Origin of the sequence: Rhodococcus sp. BP-261, from assembly GCF_019835205.1 — a bacterium.
Taxonomy (GTDB): Bacteria; Actinomycetota; Actinomycetes; order Mycobacteriales; family Mycobacteriaceae; genus Rhodococcoides; species Rhodococcoides kyotonensis_B.
This window is the reverse complement of sequence record NZ_JABUCO010000011.1, coordinates 133510-152350: the sequence shown is the minus strand read 5'-3', so window position 1 is coordinate 152350 and position 18841 is coordinate 133510. Positions and strand designations below refer to the sequence as shown.

At 66.5% G+C, this 18841-nt stretch carries 19 protein-coding genes; 10 read left to right on the top strand and 9 right to left on the bottom strand.

Annotation, left to right across the window (positions count from 1 at the left end; translation table 11 throughout):
• Nucleotides 1-330: integrase core domain-containing protein (locus HQ354_RS14570; protein ID WP_222635003.1), on the top strand; the 330-nt coding region annotated here is incomplete at its 5' end.
• Nucleotides 331-516: 186 nt separating this feature from the next.
• On the opposite strand, the gene HQ354_RS14565 is transcribed toward HQ354_RS14570, so the two are convergent.
• Entirely contained in the window at nt 517-1206 is a 690-nt protein-coding gene (locus tag HQ354_RS14565) for a TIGR03943 family protein (RefSeq protein ID WP_068425045.1), read from the bottom strand.
• Entirely contained in the window at nt 1203-2204 is a 1002-nt protein-coding gene (locus HQ354_RS14560) for a permease (RefSeq protein ID WP_068425042.1), read from the bottom strand. Before HQ354_RS14560 ends, HQ354_RS14565 begins: the two co-directional genes overlap by 4 nt.
• Nucleotides 2205-2304: 100 nt before the next feature.
• Here HQ354_RS14560 and HQ354_RS14555 point away from each other — a divergent pair, with 100 nt between their 5' ends.
• Both HQ354_RS14555 and HQ354_RS14550 read left to right on the top strand, forming a co-directional pair.
• Nucleotides 2305-3003: a response regulator transcription factor gene (locus HQ354_RS14555; RefSeq protein ID WP_308115197.1), complete on the top strand. Its 699-nt coding sequence runs from the start codon at nt 2305-2307 to the stop codon at nt 3001-3003.
• On the top strand, nt 3000-4418 hold the full coding sequence (locus HQ354_RS14550; protein ID WP_222635001.1) for a HAMP domain-containing sensor histidine kinase: 1419 nt from the start codon (nt 3000-3002) through the stop codon (nt 4416-4418). The genes HQ354_RS14555 and HQ354_RS14550 overlap by 4 nt, the downstream gene beginning before the upstream one ends.
• Here the strand turns inward: HQ354_RS14550 and HQ354_RS14545 are convergent.
• Nucleotides 4394-4819: an HIT family protein gene (locus HQ354_RS14545; RefSeq protein WP_068425031.1), complete on the bottom strand. Its 426-nt coding sequence runs from the start codon at nt 4817-4819 to the stop codon at nt 4394-4396. The genes HQ354_RS14550 and HQ354_RS14545 overlap by 25 nt on opposite strands.
• Nucleotides 4820-4908: 89 nt before the next feature.
• Between HQ354_RS14545 and HQ354_RS14540 the strand changes: the two genes are divergently transcribed.
• The 3 genes from HQ354_RS14540 (at nt 4909) to purD (ending at nt 9491) form a co-directional block, all read left to right on the top strand.
• Nucleotides 4909-6138, top strand: a complete 1230-nt coding sequence (locus HQ354_RS14540; RefSeq protein ID WP_068425028.1) for a bifunctional glycosyltransferase family 2/GtrA family protein — start codon at nt 4909-4911, stop codon at nt 6136-6138.
• On the top strand, nt 6135-8162 hold the full coding sequence (locus HQ354_RS14535) for a glycosyltransferase family 39 protein (RefSeq protein ID WP_222635000.1): 2028 nt from the start codon (nt 6135-6137) through the stop codon (nt 8160-8162). The genes HQ354_RS14540 and HQ354_RS14535 overlap by 4 nt, the downstream gene beginning before the upstream one ends.
• A gap of 78 nt (nt 8163-8240) precedes the next feature.
• Nucleotides 8241-9491, top strand: coding sequence for a phosphoribosylamine--glycine ligase (gene purD, locus HQ354_RS14530; RefSeq protein ID WP_114331334.1), 1251 nt, complete (start codon nt 8241-8243; stop codon nt 9489-9491).
• Nucleotides 9492-9561: 70 nt separating this feature from the next.
• Here the strand turns inward: purD and HQ354_RS14525 are convergent, their stop codons facing one another.
• Both HQ354_RS14525 and thiM read right to left on the bottom strand, forming a co-directional pair.
• The gene (locus HQ354_RS14525; RefSeq protein ID WP_222634999.1) at nt 9562-10398 is read right to left on the bottom strand and encodes a DUF559 domain-containing protein; all 837 of its coding nucleotides are present in this window, start codon (nt 10396-10398) and stop codon (nt 9562-9564) included.
• A gap of 42 nt (nt 10399-10440) precedes the next feature.
• Nucleotides 10441-11277 carry a hydroxyethylthiazole kinase gene (gene thiM / locus HQ354_RS14520; protein ID WP_222634998.1) on the bottom strand — a complete coding sequence of 279 codons (837 nt, stop codon included), beginning with the start codon at nt 11275-11277 and terminating at the stop codon, nt 10441-10443.
• Between the two features lie 81 nt (nt 11278-11358).
• On the opposite strand from thiM, the gene HQ354_RS14515 reads away from it, so the two are divergent.
• Complete coding sequence (locus tag HQ354_RS14515) at nt 11359-12471, top strand: pyridoxal phosphate-dependent aminotransferase (protein ID WP_222635008.1); 1113 nt, start codon at nt 11359-11361, stop codon at nt 12469-12471.
• Here the strand turns inward: HQ354_RS14515 and HQ354_RS14510 are convergent.
• Entirely contained in the window at nt 12468-13472 is a 1005-nt protein-coding gene (locus HQ354_RS14510; protein ID WP_222634997.1) for a low specificity L-threonine aldolase, read from the bottom strand. The two genes, HQ354_RS14515 and HQ354_RS14510, sit on opposite strands and share 4 nt — an antisense overlap.
• A gap of 67 nt (nt 13473-13539) precedes the next feature.
• Here HQ354_RS14510 and HQ354_RS14505 point away from each other — a divergent pair, with 67 nt between their 5' ends.
• Both HQ354_RS14505 and purB read left to right on the top strand, forming a co-directional pair.
• A complete protein-coding gene (locus HQ354_RS14505) occupies nt 13540-14184 on the top strand; it encodes a TetR/AcrR family transcriptional regulator (RefSeq protein WP_374107341.1) in 645 nt (214 codons plus the stop codon).
• A 35-nt stretch (nt 14185-14219) separates the two neighbouring features.
• Entirely contained in the window at nt 14220-15638 is a 1419-nt protein-coding gene (gene purB / locus HQ354_RS14500) for an adenylosuccinate lyase (protein WP_068425012.1), read from the top strand.
• A 19-nt stretch (nt 15639-15657) separates the two neighbouring features.
• On the opposite strand, the gene HQ354_RS14495 is transcribed toward purB, so the two are convergent.
• On the bottom strand, nt 15658-16452 hold the full coding sequence (locus tag HQ354_RS14495; protein WP_068425009.1) for an HAD-IIA family hydrolase: 795 nt from the start codon (nt 16450-16452) through the stop codon (nt 15658-15660).
• 50 nt (nt 16453-16502) lie between these two features.
• Here HQ354_RS14495 and HQ354_RS14490 point away from each other — a divergent pair, with 50 nt between their 5' ends.
• Nucleotides 16503-16922, top strand: a complete 420-nt coding sequence (locus HQ354_RS14490; RefSeq protein ID WP_068425006.1) for an HIT family protein — start codon at nt 16503-16505, stop codon at nt 16920-16922.
• Nucleotides 16923-16925: 3 nt separating this feature from the next.
• Here HQ354_RS14490 and HQ354_RS14485 read toward each other — a convergent pair whose 3' ends face one another.
• A complete protein-coding gene (locus HQ354_RS14485; RefSeq protein WP_167675591.1) occupies nt 16926-17687 on the bottom strand; it encodes an SDR family oxidoreductase in 762 nt (253 codons plus the stop codon).
• Nucleotides 17684-18820, bottom strand: coding sequence for an isochorismate synthase MenF (locus HQ354_RS14480; RefSeq protein WP_167675593.1), 1137 nt, complete (start codon nt 18818-18820; stop codon nt 17684-17686). The genes HQ354_RS14485 and HQ354_RS14480 overlap by 4 nt, the downstream gene beginning before the upstream one ends.
• Nucleotides 18821-18841 lie beyond the last annotated feature (21 nt).

Here is an 18841-nt window from a genome sequence, read left to right as displayed (position 1 = left end):
GACCACGGGTCGCAGTACCTGTCTGTGACCTACACCGATCGTTTGATCGAGCTGGGCATCACACCGTCGGTGGGCACGGTTGGCGACTCCTACGACAACGCCCTCGCCGAAAGCGTCAACGCGAGCTACAAGACCGAGCTGATCCGCCGGCGTGGACCGTGGCGAACGGTCGACGACGTCGAGTTCGCGACGCTCGAATACGTGTGGTGGTACAACCATCAGCGTCTGCACGAAGCGCTCGGTTACATGCCCCCGGCTGAATACGAGACCACCCTGATCGACATCTCACAACCCAGCGAGTCGGCCACCCCGGCCCTCGTAACCGCATAGGAACAAAACCTGGGGTACTTCACGTCGAGCCCCAACCCAACAGAACCCAGAACAGCATCCGCACCTCATGGGTGTACACCGGACGTCCCATCGCAACCATCCCTCAATGATCAGGCACGTTGCGATGACTGCTTGAGACCGCCGTATAGCCCGCTATACATTTCTGCGCACGTGCGCCGAAGGCGCTCAATAGGCGTACGTGTTCTCCGGCGTCGGAATGTGCTCGACGCCGGTGACGGTCATCGTCGGGATGTTCCCGGTCTCCGGCGACGACGGCGCGACCGTGCCCCGGACGCGGAGCCACTCGCCGTCGATCGGCCTGTCGAGATGGATGCGAATCGACCGAGCGTCGGCAGCGCAACAGATCACCAGGACTCGCGCGAGGTCGGTGCTGCCGTCGTCGTTCGGCACGACGAACCCCGTCACGGTGATCTCGCGATCGTCGAGACTGCCGGTGTTGTCGCGCGCCGCCCGCTGAACGACGTCGAGGATCGGGACTTCGGGCGCGTCGCCGTCGGGCAGGGGTGGAAAGGCCGTCTTCTCCAGTGAATCGGCCGTCACCACCCGATCGGACACCGACGACACGCCCAACGCGGGAGGCGCGACGAACAGAATGAGCGCTGCCGGAACCAGCAGCATCCAATACGGGCGACTGCTGTGCGCGTGACTGCCGTCCGCGTGATCGTGGCCGGGGCCGCCGCGTCGGACATCTCTGACGATGGCGGCCACCGCCAGCACGACCATGAAGGCCGCGCTGATCACGAGATACGGTTGCAGGCTCGGTTTGACGTAGCGAACGTAGTCACCGTTGAGCGCGATCTGCAGGAGTGCACCGCCGAGAAGCAGCAGCAGGACGTTCTGAACTTCGCGTTTCATCGGGCGCCGCCGAGGATCAGGTAGCCGGACACGGTCGCGCAGACGATCGCGACCACGAGCGTGACCGGAGCGAAGCGGGCGACGAACCCGCGTCCGAAACTGCCTGACTGCATCGCCATCAGCTTGACGTCGACCGCCGGGCCGACGACGAGGAACACCAGCCGCGGAAGCAACGGCAGCATCGACATGCTCGCCGCGACGAAGGCGTCGGCCTCCGAACACAACGCGAGCACGACGGCGAGAAACGCCATCACGAGAATTGCCAGCAGCATCTGGCCGGCGAGGTGATCGAGGACGGCGTCGGGCACGACGATGTGCAGCACCGCCGCAGCGCCCGCACCGAACACGAGAAACGCACCTGCCTGCAACAGGTCGTGGCGAGCAGCCTCGGAGAACACTTCCCACTTCGATCTGCCGGTGTCCACGTCGTGGTCGACGAGCCGAGCGGTGATCCATTCCGCCTTGCCTGCACGGGCCCACAGCCACCCCATCACCCAGGCCGTCGCCAACGACCCGACGAAACGCGCGAGCACCATGCGCGGTTCACCGGGAAACGCGACGGCCGTCGACACGAGGACGACCGGGTTGATCGCAGGCGCCGACAACAAGAACGCCAATGCCGCCGACGTCGGAGCGCCCTGATCCATCAACCGACGTGAGACCGGGACGGCTCCGCACTCGCACCCGGGCAATGCCATACCGGCCAACCCGGAGACGCCGACGGCTTTCTTCTCGTCGGACGGCAAGAGCCGTCGCAACACCCTCGGTGACAGATGCGCCGCGATCGCGCCGCTGACCAGGACACCGAGAACGAGGAACGGTGTCGCCTGGACGAAGACGCCCAGGAAGATCGTCGCGCCGGTCTGTATCTCGGGAACGGAGCCGACGAACGACACCAACGGGTCGCGGAAGACGATCGCCGACACGAGCAGAAGTGCGAATACATGCATGGAACCGATGCGGATGCGAGAGCGTGCGGGCTCCTGCGTCTCGACCATCGCCGTACATTCTTGCACTCGTCCCGGACGGCCAGGTGCTCACAGCGAGTTCACAGCGAGGAACCAGCGAGTGGGCAGGGATGGGGTCCATCATGGAGTCGTGAGCGAAACTCCTGAGGCACGCGTACTGGTTGTCGACGACGAACCGACCATCGTGGAACTGCTGTCGGCCAGCCTGCGATTCCAGGGATTCGACGTGCAGACGGCATCCTCCGGCCCGGAGGCGTTGGACAAGGCCCGCACGTTCCGGCCCGAGGCGCTGATTCTCGACGTCATGATGCCCGGCATGGACGGGTTCGGTCTGTTGCGTCGGCTGCGTGCCGACGGTGTCGACGCGCCCGCGCTGTTCTTGACCGCGCGTGATTCAGTCGAGGACAAGGTGTCGGGGCTGACGCTCGGCGCCGACGACTACGTCACCAAGCCCTTCAGTCTCGAGGAAGTCGTCGCTCGTCTGCGCGTGATCCTTCGGAGGTCGGGCAAGACCCAGGAGACGGCGCCGTCGCGAATCTCGTTCGCGGACATCGAACTCGACGACGACACTCACGAGGTGTGGAAAGCCGGCGAACCGGTGTCGTTGTCGCCCACCGAGTTCACGTTGCTGCGGTACTTCATGGTCAACGCGGGCACTGTGCTGAGCAAGCCGCGAATCCTCGATCACGTGTGGCATTACGACTTCGGTGGTGAGGTCGGCGTCGTCGAATCGTACGTGTCGTATCTGCGGCGCAAGGTCGACACCGGTGACACTCGGCTCATCCACACCCTCCGCGGTGTCGGCTACGTGATGCGACAGCCGCGGTGAAGGTTCTGCCCAAGCTCCGTGACGTCCCGCTGCGGTTCACGCTCGTCGCGGCGTTGCTGCTGCTCGTCGCGGCTGGCCTGGCCGCGTCGGGCGTGCTGGTGACGTCGGCGCTGGAACGATCGCTGATCGACCGCGTCGACAAGAGCCTGATGGACGCCTCGCGTGGGTGGGCCGAGCCGCGGAACCTACCGCTGCCGCCGCCGTCGGAATCCCGCCGACCGCCGAGCGATTTCTACGTCGAATCCGTCAACCAGGCGGGCGAGGTCAATTTTCAGGAGAACTCGGGACCCGACACGCCCGACGTCGAGAGTGTCGACGCGTCCCACCCCGTCACCGTCGGATCCGTGGACGGCGGCGACACCGAGTGGCGCGCCCTGACAGTGTCGAACGCGCAGGGAACGACGACGATCGCACAGAGCCTGACCCCGACGAACCTCACCGTGGATCGGCTGGTCCGGCTCCAATTGATCGTCGGCGCAATCGTTCTCGGCGTCCTGGCCGTCGTCGCGTATTTCGTCGTACGACGCAGTTTGCGTCCGCTCGTCGAGGTCGAGGCGACCGCCGCCGCCATCGCTGCAGGTGATCTGCACGAGCGCGTCCCCGAGCGCAGCGAGCGCACCGAGGTCGGACGACTGTCGGCTGCACTGAACGGCATGCTCTCGCAGATTCAACGGGCTTTCGCGGCCAGCGAGGCGTCCGAGGAGGCGGCTCGCGCGTCGGAGACCAAGATGCGACGCTTCGTCGCGGACGCGAGCCACGAACTGCGCACGCCGCTGACGACGATTCGGGGTTTCGCCGAGCTGTACCGCCAGGGTGCGATGAGCGACATCACGCTGCTGATGAACCGTATCGAAGGGGAGTCGGCGCGCATGGGCCTGCTCGTCGAGGACTTGTTGTTGCTCGCGCGACTCGACGCGCAGCGGCCACTCGAGACGAAGACCGTCGACGTTCTGTCGATCGCAGCGGACGCGGTACACGACGCCAAAGCCGTTGCACCCGAGCGCGACATCGCACTGAAGGTGTTGGCCGGGCCGGGAATTCCAGAGGTCACCGGTGACGATGCGCGACTTCGTCAGGTGCTGGGCAACCTCGTCGGCAACGCTCTACGGCATACACCGTCGGACGCCTCGATCACCGTGTGCGTCGGCACGACCGAAGAATCGGTGGTGCTCGAGGTACGCGACACCGGGCACGGCTTGTCGGAGGAAGAGACTCGACACGTGTTCGAGCGGTTCTACCGCACCGACACCTCCCGTACCCGCGAAAGCGGCGGCAGCGGACTCGGTTTGTCCATCGTCGCTGCTCTCGTCGCCGCGCACGGCGGCACCGTCACCGTCGACAGTGCTCCCGGTGAGGGTGCCACCTTCCGCGTCGAACTGCCCCGCGTGAATCAGGACGGGACGTTCGCCCCGTAGCCGAGGTCGGTGAGCGCTGCCCTGATCTTCGTCGCGGCCTCGTCGAGCGACTCCGGCGACGGGCTCGGATCCGCCTTCGAGATGTCGAAGTTGCCCATCTCGTACGCCGGGAACACATGCAGGTGCAGGTGCGGAACTTCGAGGCCTGCGATCAGGAAGCCCGCACGCGGTGCGTCGAACCCTGTGCGAACGGCCTGTCCGACCTTCTGGGCGACGGCCGTCAATTTGCCGAAGACTGCGCCGTCGACGTCCTGCCACTGGTCGATCTCCTCGCGCGGGACGATCAGAGTGTGCCCCTGCGTCACCGGTGCGATGGTCAGGAATGCCACGACGTCGTCGTCCTCCCACACGAATCGTCCGGGGATCTCGCCGCTGATGATCTTGCTGAACACGGATGCCATGGGTGACAGGGTATGCGGCTTCGCCACACACAGGTAACTGCCAGCGAGGATGCAGGGTGGTTGCAGGGGACGGGCCGAATCTTGATCCCATGACATCGAACTCGCTACTCCGAGCAGACGGCCGTGAGCCTGGCTCGGTCCAGGCGGCCACTCTCGAAGTGGTCATTCCCGTCTACAACGAAGAGGCGGACCTCGAACAGTGCATTCGTCGCCTGCACGCTCATCTCCACGACGCCATCCCGTTCCGGTCGACGATCACCATCGCCGACAACGCGAGCACCGACGGCACCCTCGCCGTCGCGCACCGGCTCGCGGCCGAGATCGACAGCGTCCAGGTTCATCACCTCGACGAGAAGGGCCGTGGTCGCGCGCTGAAGGCAGTGTGGATGGCGTCGACCGCCGATGTCGTCGGGTACATGGACGTCGATCTGTCCACCGACCTCAACGCGTTGATGCCCCTGATCGCTCCGCTGATGTCGGGTCACTCCGATCTCGCGATAGGCTCACGGCTCGCCCGTTCGTCCCGCGTCGTGCGAGGTGCCAAGCGCGAGTTCATCTCTCGCAGCTACAACCTGATTCTGCGAACGTCGCTGCGTGCGCGATTCTCCGACGCCCAGTGCGGCTTCAAGGCGATGCGCACCGACGTCGCTCGTGAGTTGTTGCCGCTCGTGCAGGACACGGGCTGGTTCTTCGACACCGAACTGCTCGTCATCGCCGAGAAGGCAGGGCTGCGAATTCACGAGGTGCCCGTCGACTGGGTCGACGACCCCAATTCGAGCGTCAACATCGTCGACACCGCCGTGAAGGACCTGCAGGGTTGCTGGCGCGTCGGCCGCGCACTGGCCACCGGCGCGCTTCCGGTCGCCGACCTTCGCAGGAGTCTCGGACGGGAGCCGCTGGTGGCAGGAGTTCCGCACGGAATGGTCGGTCAGATGGTGCGCTTCGCCATCATCGGCGTCGCGAGCACGATCGCGTACGCGCTGCTCTATCTCATCCTGCATCCGTTGATCGGTGCTCAGGCCGCGAACTTCCTGGGCCTGCTGATCACCGCCGTGCTGAACACTGCGGCGAACCGGGCGTTCACGTTCGGCGTCCGCGGATCCGAGGACGTCGGAAAGCATCAGTTGCAGGGCTTGCTCGTGTTCGGGTTCGCCCTGTTGGTCACTAGTGGTTCGTTGGCCCTCCTGCATGCATGGGCGCCCGGTGCGTCTCGCCACGTGGAACTCGCGGTGCTCGTCGTCGCGAATCTCGTTGCGACGGTGTGCCGTTTCGTCGCCCTCCGATGGGTGTTCCGCAACAACGAGGACGTACGTAAATGACCATGTTGATGGAACGCACTGCCGACGCTCCCGTGCAGCGGACCGGCACACGATGGGAATGGGTCGGACTCGGCGCACTGCTGCTGGGAACCGCGGTCGCCTACATCTGGGGGCTCGGCGCGTCCGGCTGGGCCAACTCGTTCTATTCGGCTGCAGTGCAGGCAGGTTCGGTGTCCTGGAAGGCCTTCTTCTTCGGGTCGTCCGACGCGGCCAACTCGATCACCGTCGACAAGCCGCCGATGTCGCTCTGGCTGATGTCGCTGTCGGTACGGATCTTCGGTCTCAGTTCGTGGGCGATGCTGATTCCTCAGGCGCTGCTCGGTGTGGGCTCCGTCGCGCTGCTGTGGGCAACGATCCGCCGCCAGTTCGGCGCTGCCGCAGGTCTTCTCGCCGGCCTTGCATTGGCTGTGACTCCCGTCGCGGCACTGATGTTCCGGTTCAACAACCCCGACGCGCTGCTCGTATTGCTCATGATCGCCGCCGTGTGGGCGTCGATGCGTGCAGTCGAAGACGGTCGCACACGCTGGCTCGTGGTGACCGGCATGTTCGTCGGATTCGGATTCTTGACCAAGCAGCTGCAGGTGATGCTCGTCGTCCCGCCGATCGCTGCGATGTATCTCGTTGCGGGACAACCGAAGCTGGTCAAACGACTGCTGCAACTGTTCGCCGCGCTCGGTGCGGCCATCGTGTCCGCCGGTTGGTGGCTGCTGGCCGTCGAACTGTGGCCGGCGTCGTCGCGTCCGTGGATCGGTGGATCGCAGAACAACTCGATCCTCGAGCTCACCCTCGGCTACAACGGCCTCGGTCGCCTCAACGGCGAGGAGACCGGCAGCGTCGGTGGAGGCGGTGGTCCCGGTGGCGGTGCGGGCGGCGGCATGTGGGGCGAGACCGGCATCACCCGCATGTTCGACGCGTCCCAGGGCGGCCAGATCGCGTGGCTGATCCCGGCCGCGTTGATTCTGTTCGTACTCGGACTCGTGTTGCGCGGACGCGCCCGCCGCACCGACCCGAAGCGTGCCGCGCTGATCGTGTGGGGTCTGTGGCTGCTGGTCACGGGCCTGACGTTCAGCTTCATGGCCGGCATCTTCCACGCGTACTACACGGTCGCACTGTCTCCCGCGATCGCCGCACTCATCGGCGCAGGCAGCGTGCTGGCGTGGCGTCGACGTGAGTGGTTGTGGGTGCGAATCGGTCTGGCCGCTGCGGTATCGGCGGCGGTGGCGATGGCGTGGGTTCTGTTGGGCCGCAGCGCAGAATTCGTTCCGTGGCTGCGCTGGGCGGTGCTGGTCGTCGGACTCGTCGCTGCGGTGCTCCTGCTTGTTCCGGTGGCGACGCGTGGAAAGCTCGCGGTGGCAACCATTCTCGCGATCATGTTCGCAGGCCTTGCCGGTCCGACGGCCTATGCGATCGACACCATCGCGACTCCGCACACAGGATCGATCGTCTCCGCAGGTCCGTCCACCGGAATGGGCCCGGGCGGTATGGGTCGCCCAGGCGGAATGGGCGGCGGTACGCGAGACGGTGGTCCGATGGGTCAGATGCCGGGTGCTGGGCAGGTGCCTCAGATGCCTGGTCCTCAGATGCCTGGTTCTCAGATGCCTGGCCAGGCGTCCGCGGGATTCCCAGGAGCAGCTGCCGCCGACGGACCGATGGGTGGCATGGGCGGCGGCGCCGGTGGACTGCTGAACGGCAGCACACCGTCCGACGCTCTCACGTCACTGCTCGACGCCGACGCCGACTCCTACACGTGGGTCGCTGCGGCGGTCGGATCGAACAGCGCGTCGGGTTACCAGCTCGCGACCGAGGAACCCGTCATGGCGATCGGTGGCTTCAACGGCACCGACCCGTCGCCGACGCTGGAACAGTTCCAGCAGTACGTCGCCGACGGGGAGATCCACTACTTCATTGCAGGTGGAGGCATGGGCGGTGGCAACTCGGGCACGTCCGCCGAGATCGCCCAGTGGGTCGAAGCGAACTACACGTCGACCACCGTCGACGGCGTCACGCTGTACGACCTGAGCTAGACGAGCCGAACACGCTCCCCGCACCAGCGGGGAGCGTGTTTTCGTTTCTGGTGTGTCCAGCCGATACGCTTGGGCACTGTGCGCGTACTCGTCATAGGTTCCGGTGCTCGTGAGCACGCCCTCCTTCTTGCACTGAGCAAGGACCCGAACGTCAGCAAGCTGCTGGTGGCTCCGGGCAATGCAGGCACGGCGAAGCTCGCCGAGCAACACTCCGTCGACGTCGCATCCGGCGCAGCCGTCACCGAGCTGGCCCGCAAGGTCGAGGCCGATCTCGTCGTCATCGGACCCGAGGTGCCCCTCGTCCTCGGTGTCGCCGACGCGCTGCGCGACGCCGGGATCGCGACGTTCGGCCCGTCCGCCGCAGCCGCCCGTATCGAAGGGTCGAAGGCGTTCGCGAAGGACGTCATGGCCGCAGCCGGTGTCCGCACCGCGCACAGCGAGGTCGTCGACTCGCCTGCGAAGCTCGACGAAGCCCTCGACCGGTTCGGCCCCAACTGGGTCGTCAAGGACGACGGTCTCGCCGCGGGCAAGGGTGTCGTCGTCACGACCGATCGCGCAGTGGCGCGGGATCACGCAGCCGAACTGCTCGAAACGGGTCACCCCGTGCTGCTCGAATCGTTCCTCGACGGACCCGAGGTGTCGCTGTTCTGCCTCGTCGACGGCACCACCGTCGTACCGCTCCTCCCGGCGCAGGACCACAAGCGCGTCGGCGACGGCGACACCGGTCCGAACACCGGCGGCATGGGTGCGTACACCCCGCTGCCGTGGCTGCCGGCCGAGGTGGTTCAGCAGATCGTCACCGACGTCGTCGAGCCCGTCGCCGCCGAGATGGCAAAGCGTGGATGCCCGTTCTCGGGTCTTCTGTACGCGGGCCTCGCAATCGGTGCGCAGGGACCGGCCGTCGTCGAATTCAATTGCCGCTTCGGTGATCCCGAGACCCAAGCTGTGCTCGAACTGCTCGACTCGCCGCTCGGTGAGGCGCTGAACGCCACTGCCACGGGCACGTTGGCCTCGCTCTCGCCGCTGCAGTGGAAGGACGGCGCCGCGGTGACCGTCGTACTCGCAGCCGAGAACTACCCGGGTCGCCCGCGTACCGGCGACACCATCGTCGGATCCGAGGCGGACGGCGTGCTGCACGCGGGTACGGCTGTCGAGGACGGATCGGTCGTCTCCGCGGGCGGACGTGTGCTCAGCGTCGTCGGTTCGGGTGCGGATCTCGCTGCTGCCCGCGCGGATGCGTACGCGAAGATCGACGCGATCACGTTGCCGGGCAGCCATTTCCGCACCGACATCGGTCTGGCGGCGCTCGAGGGTCGGATTACCCTGTAGACCCGGGTATTTTGCTCCCTAACTCCGTGAAATCCGCGGGATCCCGCACATTTCCCCGAGTTAGGGAGCATCATGCACCCCTGCTTCGTCTATGCCGCCGCACGTGGAAGACGATCTCGTCCGCGACCTTGTCCACGTCGCGGTAGACGGTGGCTGCCGAGAACCTGAGCACCATCCACTCCCGTACCACCATCCAGTTCTGGCGGACGCGGTCGTTGTCGAACACTGCCGGGGCGCTGTGGTACTCGCGTCCGTCCACCTCGACGTCCACCTTCGACGGGTAGTCGACGAGATCTCCGTAGTACGGACCGATCTTCGCGTTGATCTCCATGCGAACCCCTCGGGCGCGCACGGCTCGTGCCACCATTCGTTCGGGCTCGGACAGCGTTCCAGGACAGCACATTTCGAGTTGCCGCCGAACCTCCGGTATGCCTTTCATCCCCTTGACGGTGTCGCAGTGGTCCATGACTGCACGCCACGACACACGGGACCCTATGTTGCGGTCGAAGAACTGCTCCACCGCGGCCGTGCCGAGCGTTGCGGCCACGTCCACGAAACACTGAACGGCCGACACGACCGGCAGACCTTGACGTTCGTATGCGACAACTGCGCGCGTGTGGATCGTCAGCCAGTCGGCGGAGCCGACGCGTACCGACGGCGGAAGAGTCGCGTGAACGGTCGGCGGTTCGCACTCCACCATGCCCCACAACCACGCTGCGCTGACGTGGCTGAGCACGGCATCCGGTCGCCACAGTGTGACCGCGACACAGAGATCGAAGTACGACGGCTCGGGATCCGAATAGACGCTCGGCAACAGCCGAATCAGCGCGCCACTTCGGACCTTTCGGTCGATGGTCGACCGAGACATCCCCGACTCGAGCAGGTGTGTGCGTGTGTATACCCCCATGGCGACACACGATCGCACGACGAACGCCGCGAACACGGCCCGTCAAGCACGACCTGTGGATAACGAGAACGGCTCGACGATGGCGCGTCGGCGCAGGTCGTCGGGGGTGACTGCGGCCAACGCGTCGAGGTAGGCCACCGCGAACGACCCCGGTCCGGACGCGTTCTCCGCAGCGATGTCCGACGCGACGGCGACGTGTGCGTGTGCCGACGTGATGCCGATCAACGGTGTGGGAGCGATCGCCAGATAGGCGGCGACGAGAGCGGCCAGTGAGCATCCCGTCGCAGTGACCTTGGTGAGGAGAGGGCTGCCGCCGCCGACCCGTACGCCGACCGGGCCTGCATCTCCGCGTCCGACGACGTAGTCCACGGAACCGGATGCCGATACGACCTGAGCGAACTCCAACAGAGCAACGGCCGCGGGGACGGCCGCGTCGGAGCCGGACGAACTGTCCACTCCGCGGCCCGAATTGCCCTGTCCGGCAAGCGCGATGATCTCGGACGCATTGCCGCGAACGGCGGTCGGGTGTTTCGTCAGCAGGTGCGCGGCCAACTCGGTGCGCCACGGCAGACCTCCGACGCCGACGGGATCGAGCACCCAGGGCGTCCCCGCTGCGGAGGCCCCGTCCGCGGCCAGGTCGAACGCGGCAGCGGTGCCGTCGTCGGGAGTGCCGAGGTTGATCAGAACGCCGCTCGCGATCGCGGCGAAACCCGCTGCCTCGTGGACGTTGTCGATGTGTGCGTTGCTGGCGCCTGCCGCGAGCAGGACGTTGGTGACGAAGTTCGCGGACACCACGTTGGTCAGCGACTGCACCAGGGGCGTCGCCGCTCGCAGGGCGTCGAGAGCATCGGCGACATCGTCTGCAGTGGGTTCCGGCATCGGTCCAGTCTTCCACGACGGTTAGCCTCGGTAGTCGTGGTCACCGAGTCGAACAGATCCAAGATCGAACCGTTTCACGTGATGGACGTGTTCAAAGCCGCTGCGATCAGGACGCGCACACACGGCGACGTGCTGTCGCTCGCCGCGGGACAGCCGTCGACGTCCGCGCCTGCTCCGGTGCTGCGAGCGACTCGCGAGGCACTCGACGCGCACCTGCTCGGCTACACGGAAACCCTCGGGATCTTGCCGCTGCGCGAGGCGATCGCGTCGTATCACGCGAACGAGGCGGGTATCGCTGTCGATCCGGACGACGTCGTCGTCACCACCGGTTCGTCGGGTGCGTTCACGTTGCTGTTCCTCGCTGCGTTCGACATCGGCGACACCGTGGTCATGGCCCGGCCGGGCTACCCGGCGTATCGAAACACGTTGACGGCGTTGGGCTGTCGCGTCGTCGAGCTCGAGTGCGGACCCGAGTCGAGGTTCCAGCCGACCGTCGCCATGCTCGACGCGTTGCCCGAAGCGCCGAAGGGCCTGATCATCGCGAGTCCGGCGAATCCGACCGGCACGATCATCGACGTCGACGAGTTCGCCGCCATCGCGCGATGGTGCGAGGACCGCGGCACGCTGTTGATCTCCGACGAGATCTATCACGGCATCTCGTACGGCGACGTGACGACGTCGAGTGCGTGGCAGTTCTCCCGTGAGGCAGTGGTCATCGGCTCGGTGTCGAAGTACTTCTCGATGACGGGCTGGCGCCTCGGCTGGATGCTGCTGCCGTCGCATCTGCTGCGATCCGTCGAGCGGTTGGCGTCGAACATGACCGTCTGCCCGCCCGCGATCTCCCAGGTAGCGGCCGTCGCGGCGTTCACCGACGAGTCCCGCGTCGAACTCGACGGCCACGTGCAGCGGTATGCCGCCAACCGAAAGATTCTGCTCGACGGTCTCGCGCAGCTCGGCGTCACCGATCTGGCACCCGCCGACGGCGCGTTCTATGCGTACGCCGACGTCGGGCACCTGACGCAGGATTCGCGGGCCTGGTGTGCCGACGTTCTCGCGCGAACGGGCGTCGCGATCGCGCCCGGCGTCGACTTCGACACCGTGCTCGGGCACCGCACGATCCGTTTCTCGTTCGCGGGTGCGACCGCGGACATCGAGGAAGCGCTGACGTGCCTCGGTCCGGTGATGACGGGCTAGAGACGTTCCAGGGCTTCCTTCACGTCGGCCTCGGACACGTCGCGGTGCGTCACGAACCGCACCTTGCCCGCGACGGTCACCGCGGCGATGCCCGACGCGGCCAGCTCGGCGACCGTCGCGAGTGGATCCGGAACGGTCGCAAGGACGATGTTGGTCTGGGGTTCGGCGACGTCCCAACCACGGTCGCGGAGGCCGTCGGCGAGGAGCGTGGCGTTGGCGTGGTCCTGCGCCAGCGAGTCGATGTTGTCCAGGGCGAGCAGGCCCGCTGCGGCCAGAATTCCACCCTGACGGACGCCGCCGCCGAGCATCTTGCGGATGCGCCTGGCCTCGGTGATGCGGGCCGCGTCGGACACGAGCACCGATCCGACGGGTGCTCCGAGACCCTTGCTCAGACACACCGACACGGTGTCGGCGCCGCGCGTCAACAGGCCCGGTTCCACGCCGAGAGCGGCCGCCGCATTCCAGACGCGGGCGCCGTCGAGATGCACCAGAAGTCCGGAATCGCGTGCGGCAGCGAGCAATTCGTTCCATTCCTGCGCGTCGAACACGGCGCCGCCCGCGAAATTGTGCGTGTTCTCGAGACACAGCAGCGTCGTGTTCAGCGTGAAGTACGGGCCCGGCCCACCCGCTGCGGCACGGACGGCGGCAGCCGACGGCCGACCGGGGCCGCCGTCGTGGGGGAGCGGACGCGGCATGCCGAGCGCGAGCCACGCCGCGGTGCCCAGTTCGGAGCCGAGCACGTGCGCGTGATCGGGTGCGAGGAACGCGTCGCCGCGGCTGAGGTGGAGCATCAACGCGATGACATTGGACATCGATCCGCTCGGCACCCACAGGGCGGCCTCGTAGCCGAGCATCGACGCGACGCGCTCCTCCAGCGCGGCCATCGTGGGGTCGTGGTCGAGGACGTCGTCACCCACTTCGGCGTCGGCCATGGCGGCGCGCATGGCGGCATCGGGGCGGGTGACGGTGTCCGAACGGAGGTCGATGGTCGCGTGGTGCATGGCCTTCACGATTCCATACACGCAAATGCGTCGTTTTCGGTCGAACGCACCACCGCGGACTGGCACGATGACTCGAATGTCCGTTGGCCCAGCCGGAACGCCACACAAGGTGTCGGGTGCCACCCCCAAGGGGGTTCGCCGTCGACATGCTCTGTCGTGCGCCGCGGCCGATCTTCTCGTCGAAGGCGGGTTCGACGCCGTGCGTCACCGGGCGGTCGCGACGCGGGCCGGGCTGCCGTTGGCGTCGACGACGTACTACTTCGAATCGCTCGACGACCTGATCGCGTGTGCCGTCGAGGTGCTCGGACATCGCGAATTGGAGATCATGCGGGGACGCGTCGACGGCATGGGCACATTGCACACCGATCTGGTGTCGACGGTCGAGCTGATCGTCGACCTGCTCATCGGTCCCGACGACGGTGTCGGTGAGGGACGCGAACGGCTGATCGCCCGCTACGAGAGGTTCGTCGCGTCGGCGCGGCATCCGGAACTGCGTGAAGTGCAGCTGCGGTTGCGGGCACAGATCGACGACCTGCTGACGGACGTGCTCCGCCGCGCCGGACGAACCGTTCACGAACAGCAGCTGCGACGCATCGTCGCGGTCGTCGACGGTGCCGTCGTCGGCGCATTGGGCGAAGTCGATCCGGAACCACGCGCGATGGCGCGCAGTATGTTGCTCGAGGTCATCGACGTGGTCGCGCCTGCGGGGTAGGGGCTTCGGTCGTGCCTTCAGTAGACTGAGACCCCGTGACCATTCCGAATGTCCTCGCCACCCGTTACGCCAGCCCCGAATTGGTGGCCCTCTGGTCTCCGGAACACAAGATCGTCCTCGAACGACAGCTGTGGATCGCGGTCCTCAAGGCACAGTCGTCACTCGGTGTCGACGTGCCGTCCGCTGCCATCGCCGACTACGAGCGCGTCGTCGACCAGGTCGACCTGGACTCCATCGCCGCCCGTGAACGCGTCACGCGTCACGACGTCAAGGCGCGCATCGAGGAATTCAACGCACTCGCGGGCCACGAGCACATCCACAAGGGTCTGACGAGCCGCGACCTCACCGAGAACGTCGAGCAGCTGCAGATCCTGCGTTCACTCGAACACGTGCACTCGCACGGTATCGCCGTCGCCGCTCGCCTCGCCGAGCGCGCGGCCGAGTATTCGTCCGTCGTCATGGCGGGCCGCAGCCACAACGTCGCAGCCCAGGCCACGACGCTCGGAAAGCGTTTCGCGTCCGCCGCCGACGAACTGCTCATCGCGCTGACGCGTCTGCAGGAGCTCATCTCGCGCTACCCGCTCCGCGGCATCAAGGGCCCGATGGGAACCAGCCAGGACATGCTCGACCTGTTCGGCGGGGACGCGTCGAAGTTGACGGCCCTCGAACGTCTCGTCGCCGACCACCTCGGCTTCCGGCACGTGCTCACCAGTGTCGGTCAGGTCTACCCGCGTTCACTCGATCACGACGTGCTGTCCGCGCTGGTGCAGGTCGGTGCCGGACCGTCGTCGTTCGCGCACACCGTCCGCCTGATGGCGGGCCACGAACTCGTCACCGAAGGCTTTCAGCCGGGCCAGGTCGGGTCGTCGGCGATGCCGCACAAGATGAACACCCGCTCGTGCGAGCGCGTCAACGGTCTGCAGGTCGTGCTGCGGGGTTACGCGTCGATGGCCGCCGAGCTCGCCGGTGCGCAGTGGAACGAGGGCGACGTCTTCTGCTCGGTCGTCCGTCGCGTCGCGCTGCCCGATGCGTTCTTCGCCATCGACGGCATGATCGAGACGTTCCTGACCGTGCTCGCCGAGTTCGGTGCGTATCCGGCCGTCATCGCCAAGGAGCTCGAGCGGTACCTGCCGTTCCTCGCGACGACGAAGGTGCTGATGGCGTCGGTGCGCGCGGGCGTCGGTCGCGAGACCGCGCACGAGGCCATCAAGGAACATGCCGTCGCCGTCGCACTCGCGATGCGTGAGGAGGGCAAGGAGCCGGATCTGCTCGACCGTCTCGCCGCCGACGACCGCATCCCGCTGGATCGCGCAGCGCTCGACGAGGCGCTCCAGGACAAGTCGGCGTTCGTCGGATCCGCCGAGACCCAGGTCGCAGCTGTCGTCGCGGAGGTCGAGAACCTCCTGCATCAGTTCCCGGCCGGCGCCAAGTACACGCCCTCGCCGATCCTTTAGTGCGGCACGCACGGGTGCGTCAGCGCAGCAGATCCGGCAGGTCGGCCACCGAATCGATGACGTGGGACGGCTGGAGCCCGAACTCCTCCTTCTCACGTCGGTCGAGGACGTCCTGCCGAAACTTCCCGGTGCGCACAAGCACACCCGTCATGCCGACGACCTGGGCAGCGAGCACGTCGTTGTCCAGGTCGTCGCCGACCATGACGACGTCGACCGGATCGACACCCATGCGTTCGGCTGCGGTCTGAAAGCCAAGCGGCGCAGGCTTTCCGACGGCCTTCGCCTTGTGTCCCGACGCCTGTTCCATACCGGCCAGGTACATCCCGGTGTCGATGCGCAGGCCGTCGCCCGTCGTCCACATCAGGCTCCGGTGCATCGCGACGACGGGAATGCCGCGGCACAGCCAGTCGTAGACGCGGCTGAGGCGTTCGTGGGTGAATTCGGGTCCCGCGCCGCCGACCACGACGACGTCCGGATCGCCGTCGGATTCGTCGACGAATTCGATGCCCGGCATATCGGAGGTGATGTCGCCGTTGTTCACGACGACCGTGCGGGCGCCCGGGTAGGTTTCGCGCAGATGATCGGCGGTAAGGCTTGCAGCGGTGACGATTTCGTCGGCGTGCACTGCCATGCCGACGTCGGTCAGCGCATCGGCGATCTGGGACCTCGTCTTCGACGTGGTGTTGGTCAGGAATGCGCGCGCAATGTCCTTGCTGCTCAGGTACTCCAGCGTCTCCGCGGCGCCCGGCACGGGTTTCCACGACGTGACCAGCACGCCGTCGATGTCGAACAGAACACCACCGATCATTCCCATGGCAAGACTGTAGTCGCGACGTGCAGCGGACGCAGATTTAAGCTCGTGTCATGAACCCGTACACGATTTTTTCCGAGATCATCGCTGGAACCGCCGAGTCCTCCCGTGTCTTCGAGGACGACATCGCCGTGGCGTTCATGGACATTCGCCCGCTCACGAGCGGTCACGTCCTGGTGGTGCCTCGGCAGCAGGCGCGATCGCTCGCGGAACTGGACCCCGAAGTCGGAGCGCATCTGTTCGTCGTCGGGCAGAAGGTCGCCGCGGCGGTGCGCGCGAGCAATCCGCGCGTCGCCGGAATCAACTTCTTTCTCGCCGACGGCACGGTCGCGGGTCAGGAGATCTTCCACGTCCATCTCCACGTCATCCCGAGAACGTCGGGTGACGGCTTCGGGCTCCGTGCGCGCCCGACGTCCCCGTCCCGCGCCGAGCTCGATCGCACGGCCGCGGAAATAGCTGCTGTGCTCGGCTGAACATCACGCCCGTAGTGTTGCTCCGCCGTCGACGTACAACGACTGCATCGTGATGTGCCGGGCGCGGTCGGACAGCAGGAATTCGACGGAATCGGCGATATCCTCGGGCAAGGCGATGCGGCCCAACGGTATTCCGGCCTTGAAGGTGGCGAGGTCGCCCTCGATGACGGGCCGGGCGTGGGCGTCGTCCTCTGGGTCGGGCCACATCGAACGCTGCATGTCGGTGTCCGTCGAGCCGGGTGCGACGATGTTCGCGCGAATCCCGTACTGCGCCACTTCGAGTCCGAGTATGCGCACGAGCATCGTCGCCGCTGCCTTGGACGATCCGTACGCGCCCATCGACATGCGCGGCACCCCGGCTGCGTTGGAGCCGACGACGACGATGGATCCCGAACGACGCTCCCGCATGCTCCGGCCCGTGTGGCGAACCACGTTGAGCAGACCGAACACGTTGACGTCGTAGGTCTTCTGCCACGCGCCTGGATCGGAGTCCAGGATCGACCCGGTCTCGAGAATGCCTGCGACGTGGGCCAGGCCCGTGAGAGGTCCGATCCGCGCGTCGGCGTCGTCGATCGCGTCGCCGACGGCGTCGGCGTCTCGGATGTCGACGGTGTACGCAGGCGTCGCCTCGTCGAGACAATCTGTCGTCTCCGCCAGCGCGGTGGCGTCGGAATCCATCAACGCCAGCCGATGGCCTGCCCGCGCCAGGGTCGACGCCACAGCACGACCGATTCCTCGTCCCGCTCCCACGACAAGTGTTGTCACAGTGTCACTCCCAGCGCTCCGAGGACGGTGCCGAACTTGACGTTCGTCTCCTGCAGTTCGGTATCGGGATCGGATTCGGCAACGATTCCACCGCCGGCGTAGGCAGTAATTCTGCCTGCGCTGCCGTCGATTTCGGCGCAGCGGATCGCCACCATCCATTCGCCGTCGCCGCGTCCGTCCGACCACCCGACAGCTCCGGCGTAGAAGCCTCGATCGCCTTCGAGTTCGTCGATCGTCGCGTACGCGAGTTCGGTCGGAGTTCCGCACACGGCAGGGGTGGGGTGCAGAGCGACAGCCAGTTCCAACGAGGTCACGCTCGGGTCCTTCAACTCGCCGGATATCGGTGTGCCCAGATGCCACAGCTGCGGCGTCGTCGTCAGACTCGGCGTGTCCGGGATGTCGAGGACGGTGCAGAAAGGCGTCAGCGCGGTCCGGATGGCGTCGACCACGAACGCGTGTTCGCGCCGGTCCTTGGTCGAGCGCGCCAGTGATCTGCCGTGTTCGTCGTCGACGCGGGGGTCGGGGTGGCGCGGAGCGGAACCCGCAAGTGGATGGCACGTCACGACGCGCCCCCGTGTGCGGATCAGCACTTCGGGGCTCGAACCTACGAGCGTCTTGCCGACGTGACCGCCGCCCGCTGCGTCGAGATCGACCAGATATCCGTTACCGCTCGGTGTATTCGACACGAGTGCAGCGAGTACGGTCTCGGGATCGACCGGCCGTTCGGCCCGCAGTGACAGAGTCCGCGCGAGCACGACCTTGTCCAGTGGGTTTCCGTCGCTGCGTAGGACATCGACAGCGGTGCGCACGCGGTCGAGATGCTCGCATTCGCGCAGTTCGTCGACGACGAAGACAGGCAACGGTCGGGGAGCACTCGGCGGGGTCCAACGGTCCGTGGTGAAGCAGATCTTCTCGGGCGATGCCAGCGCGCACGGTGCCCCTGCCGCGAACGGAACCGCGCCCACCACCGTGTCGGCAGCGCCGGAGCGGAGCGCGTCGATCGCGTCGACCGCGTCGGTGAACTGTTGTCGCACACCACTTGCCACCACTGTTCCGTGCGGGCGCGACAGCACGAACCGTCCTGATGTCCGGATTCCGATACGTTCGTCCGCCGTACTCGTCTGGGTGCTCATCGGTGTCCCTCGTCTCGATGG

Coding starts and splice junctions, on each gene's coding strand:
- HQ354_RS14505 (WP_374107341.1), top strand. CDS start 13,540: ATGACTCGAATGTCCGTTGGCCCAGCCGGAACGCCACACAAGGTGTCG.
- HQ354_RS14525 (WP_222634999.1), bottom strand. CDS start 10,398: ATGGGGGTATACACACGCACACACCTGCTCGAGTCGGGGATGTCTCGG.
- HQ354_RS14560 (WP_068425042.1), bottom strand. CDS start 2,204: ATGGTCGAGACGCAGGAGCCCGCACGCTCTCGCATCCGCATCGGTTCC.
- HQ354_RS14490 (WP_068425006.1), top strand. CDS start 16,503: ATGAACCCGTACACGATTTTTTCCGAGATCATCGCTGGAACCGCCGAG.
- HQ354_RS14540 (WP_068425028.1), top strand. CDS start 4,909: ATGACATCGAACTCGCTACTCCGAGCAGACGGCCGTGAGCCTGGCTCG.
- HQ354_RS14535 (WP_222635000.1), top strand. CDS start 6,135: ATGACCATGTTGATGGAACGCACTGCCGACGCTCCCGTGCAGCGGACC.
- HQ354_RS14510 (WP_222634997.1), bottom strand. CDS start 13,472: ATGCACCACGCGACCATCGACCTCCGTTCGGACACCGTCACCCGCCCC.
- HQ354_RS14480 (WP_167675593.1), bottom strand. CDS start 18,820: ATGAGCACCCAGACGAGTACGGCGGACGAACGTATCGGAATCCGGACA.
- thiM (WP_222634998.1), bottom strand. CDS start 11,277: ATGCCGGAACCCACTGCAGACGATGTCGCCGATGCTCTCGACGCCCTG.
- HQ354_RS14495 (WP_068425009.1), bottom strand. CDS start 16,452: ATGGGAATGATCGGTGGTGTTCTGTTCGACATCGACGGCGTGCTGGTC.
- HQ354_RS14545 (WP_068425031.1), bottom strand. CDS start 4,819: ATGGCATCCGTGTTCAGCAAGATCATCAGCGGCGAGATCCCCGGACGA.
- HQ354_RS14515 (WP_222635008.1), top strand. CDS start 11,359: ATGGACGTGTTCAAAGCCGCTGCGATCAGGACGCGCACACACGGCGAC.
- HQ354_RS14565 (WP_068425045.1), bottom strand. CDS start 1,206: ATGAAACGCGAAGTTCAGAACGTCCTGCTGCTGCTTCTCGGCGGTGCA.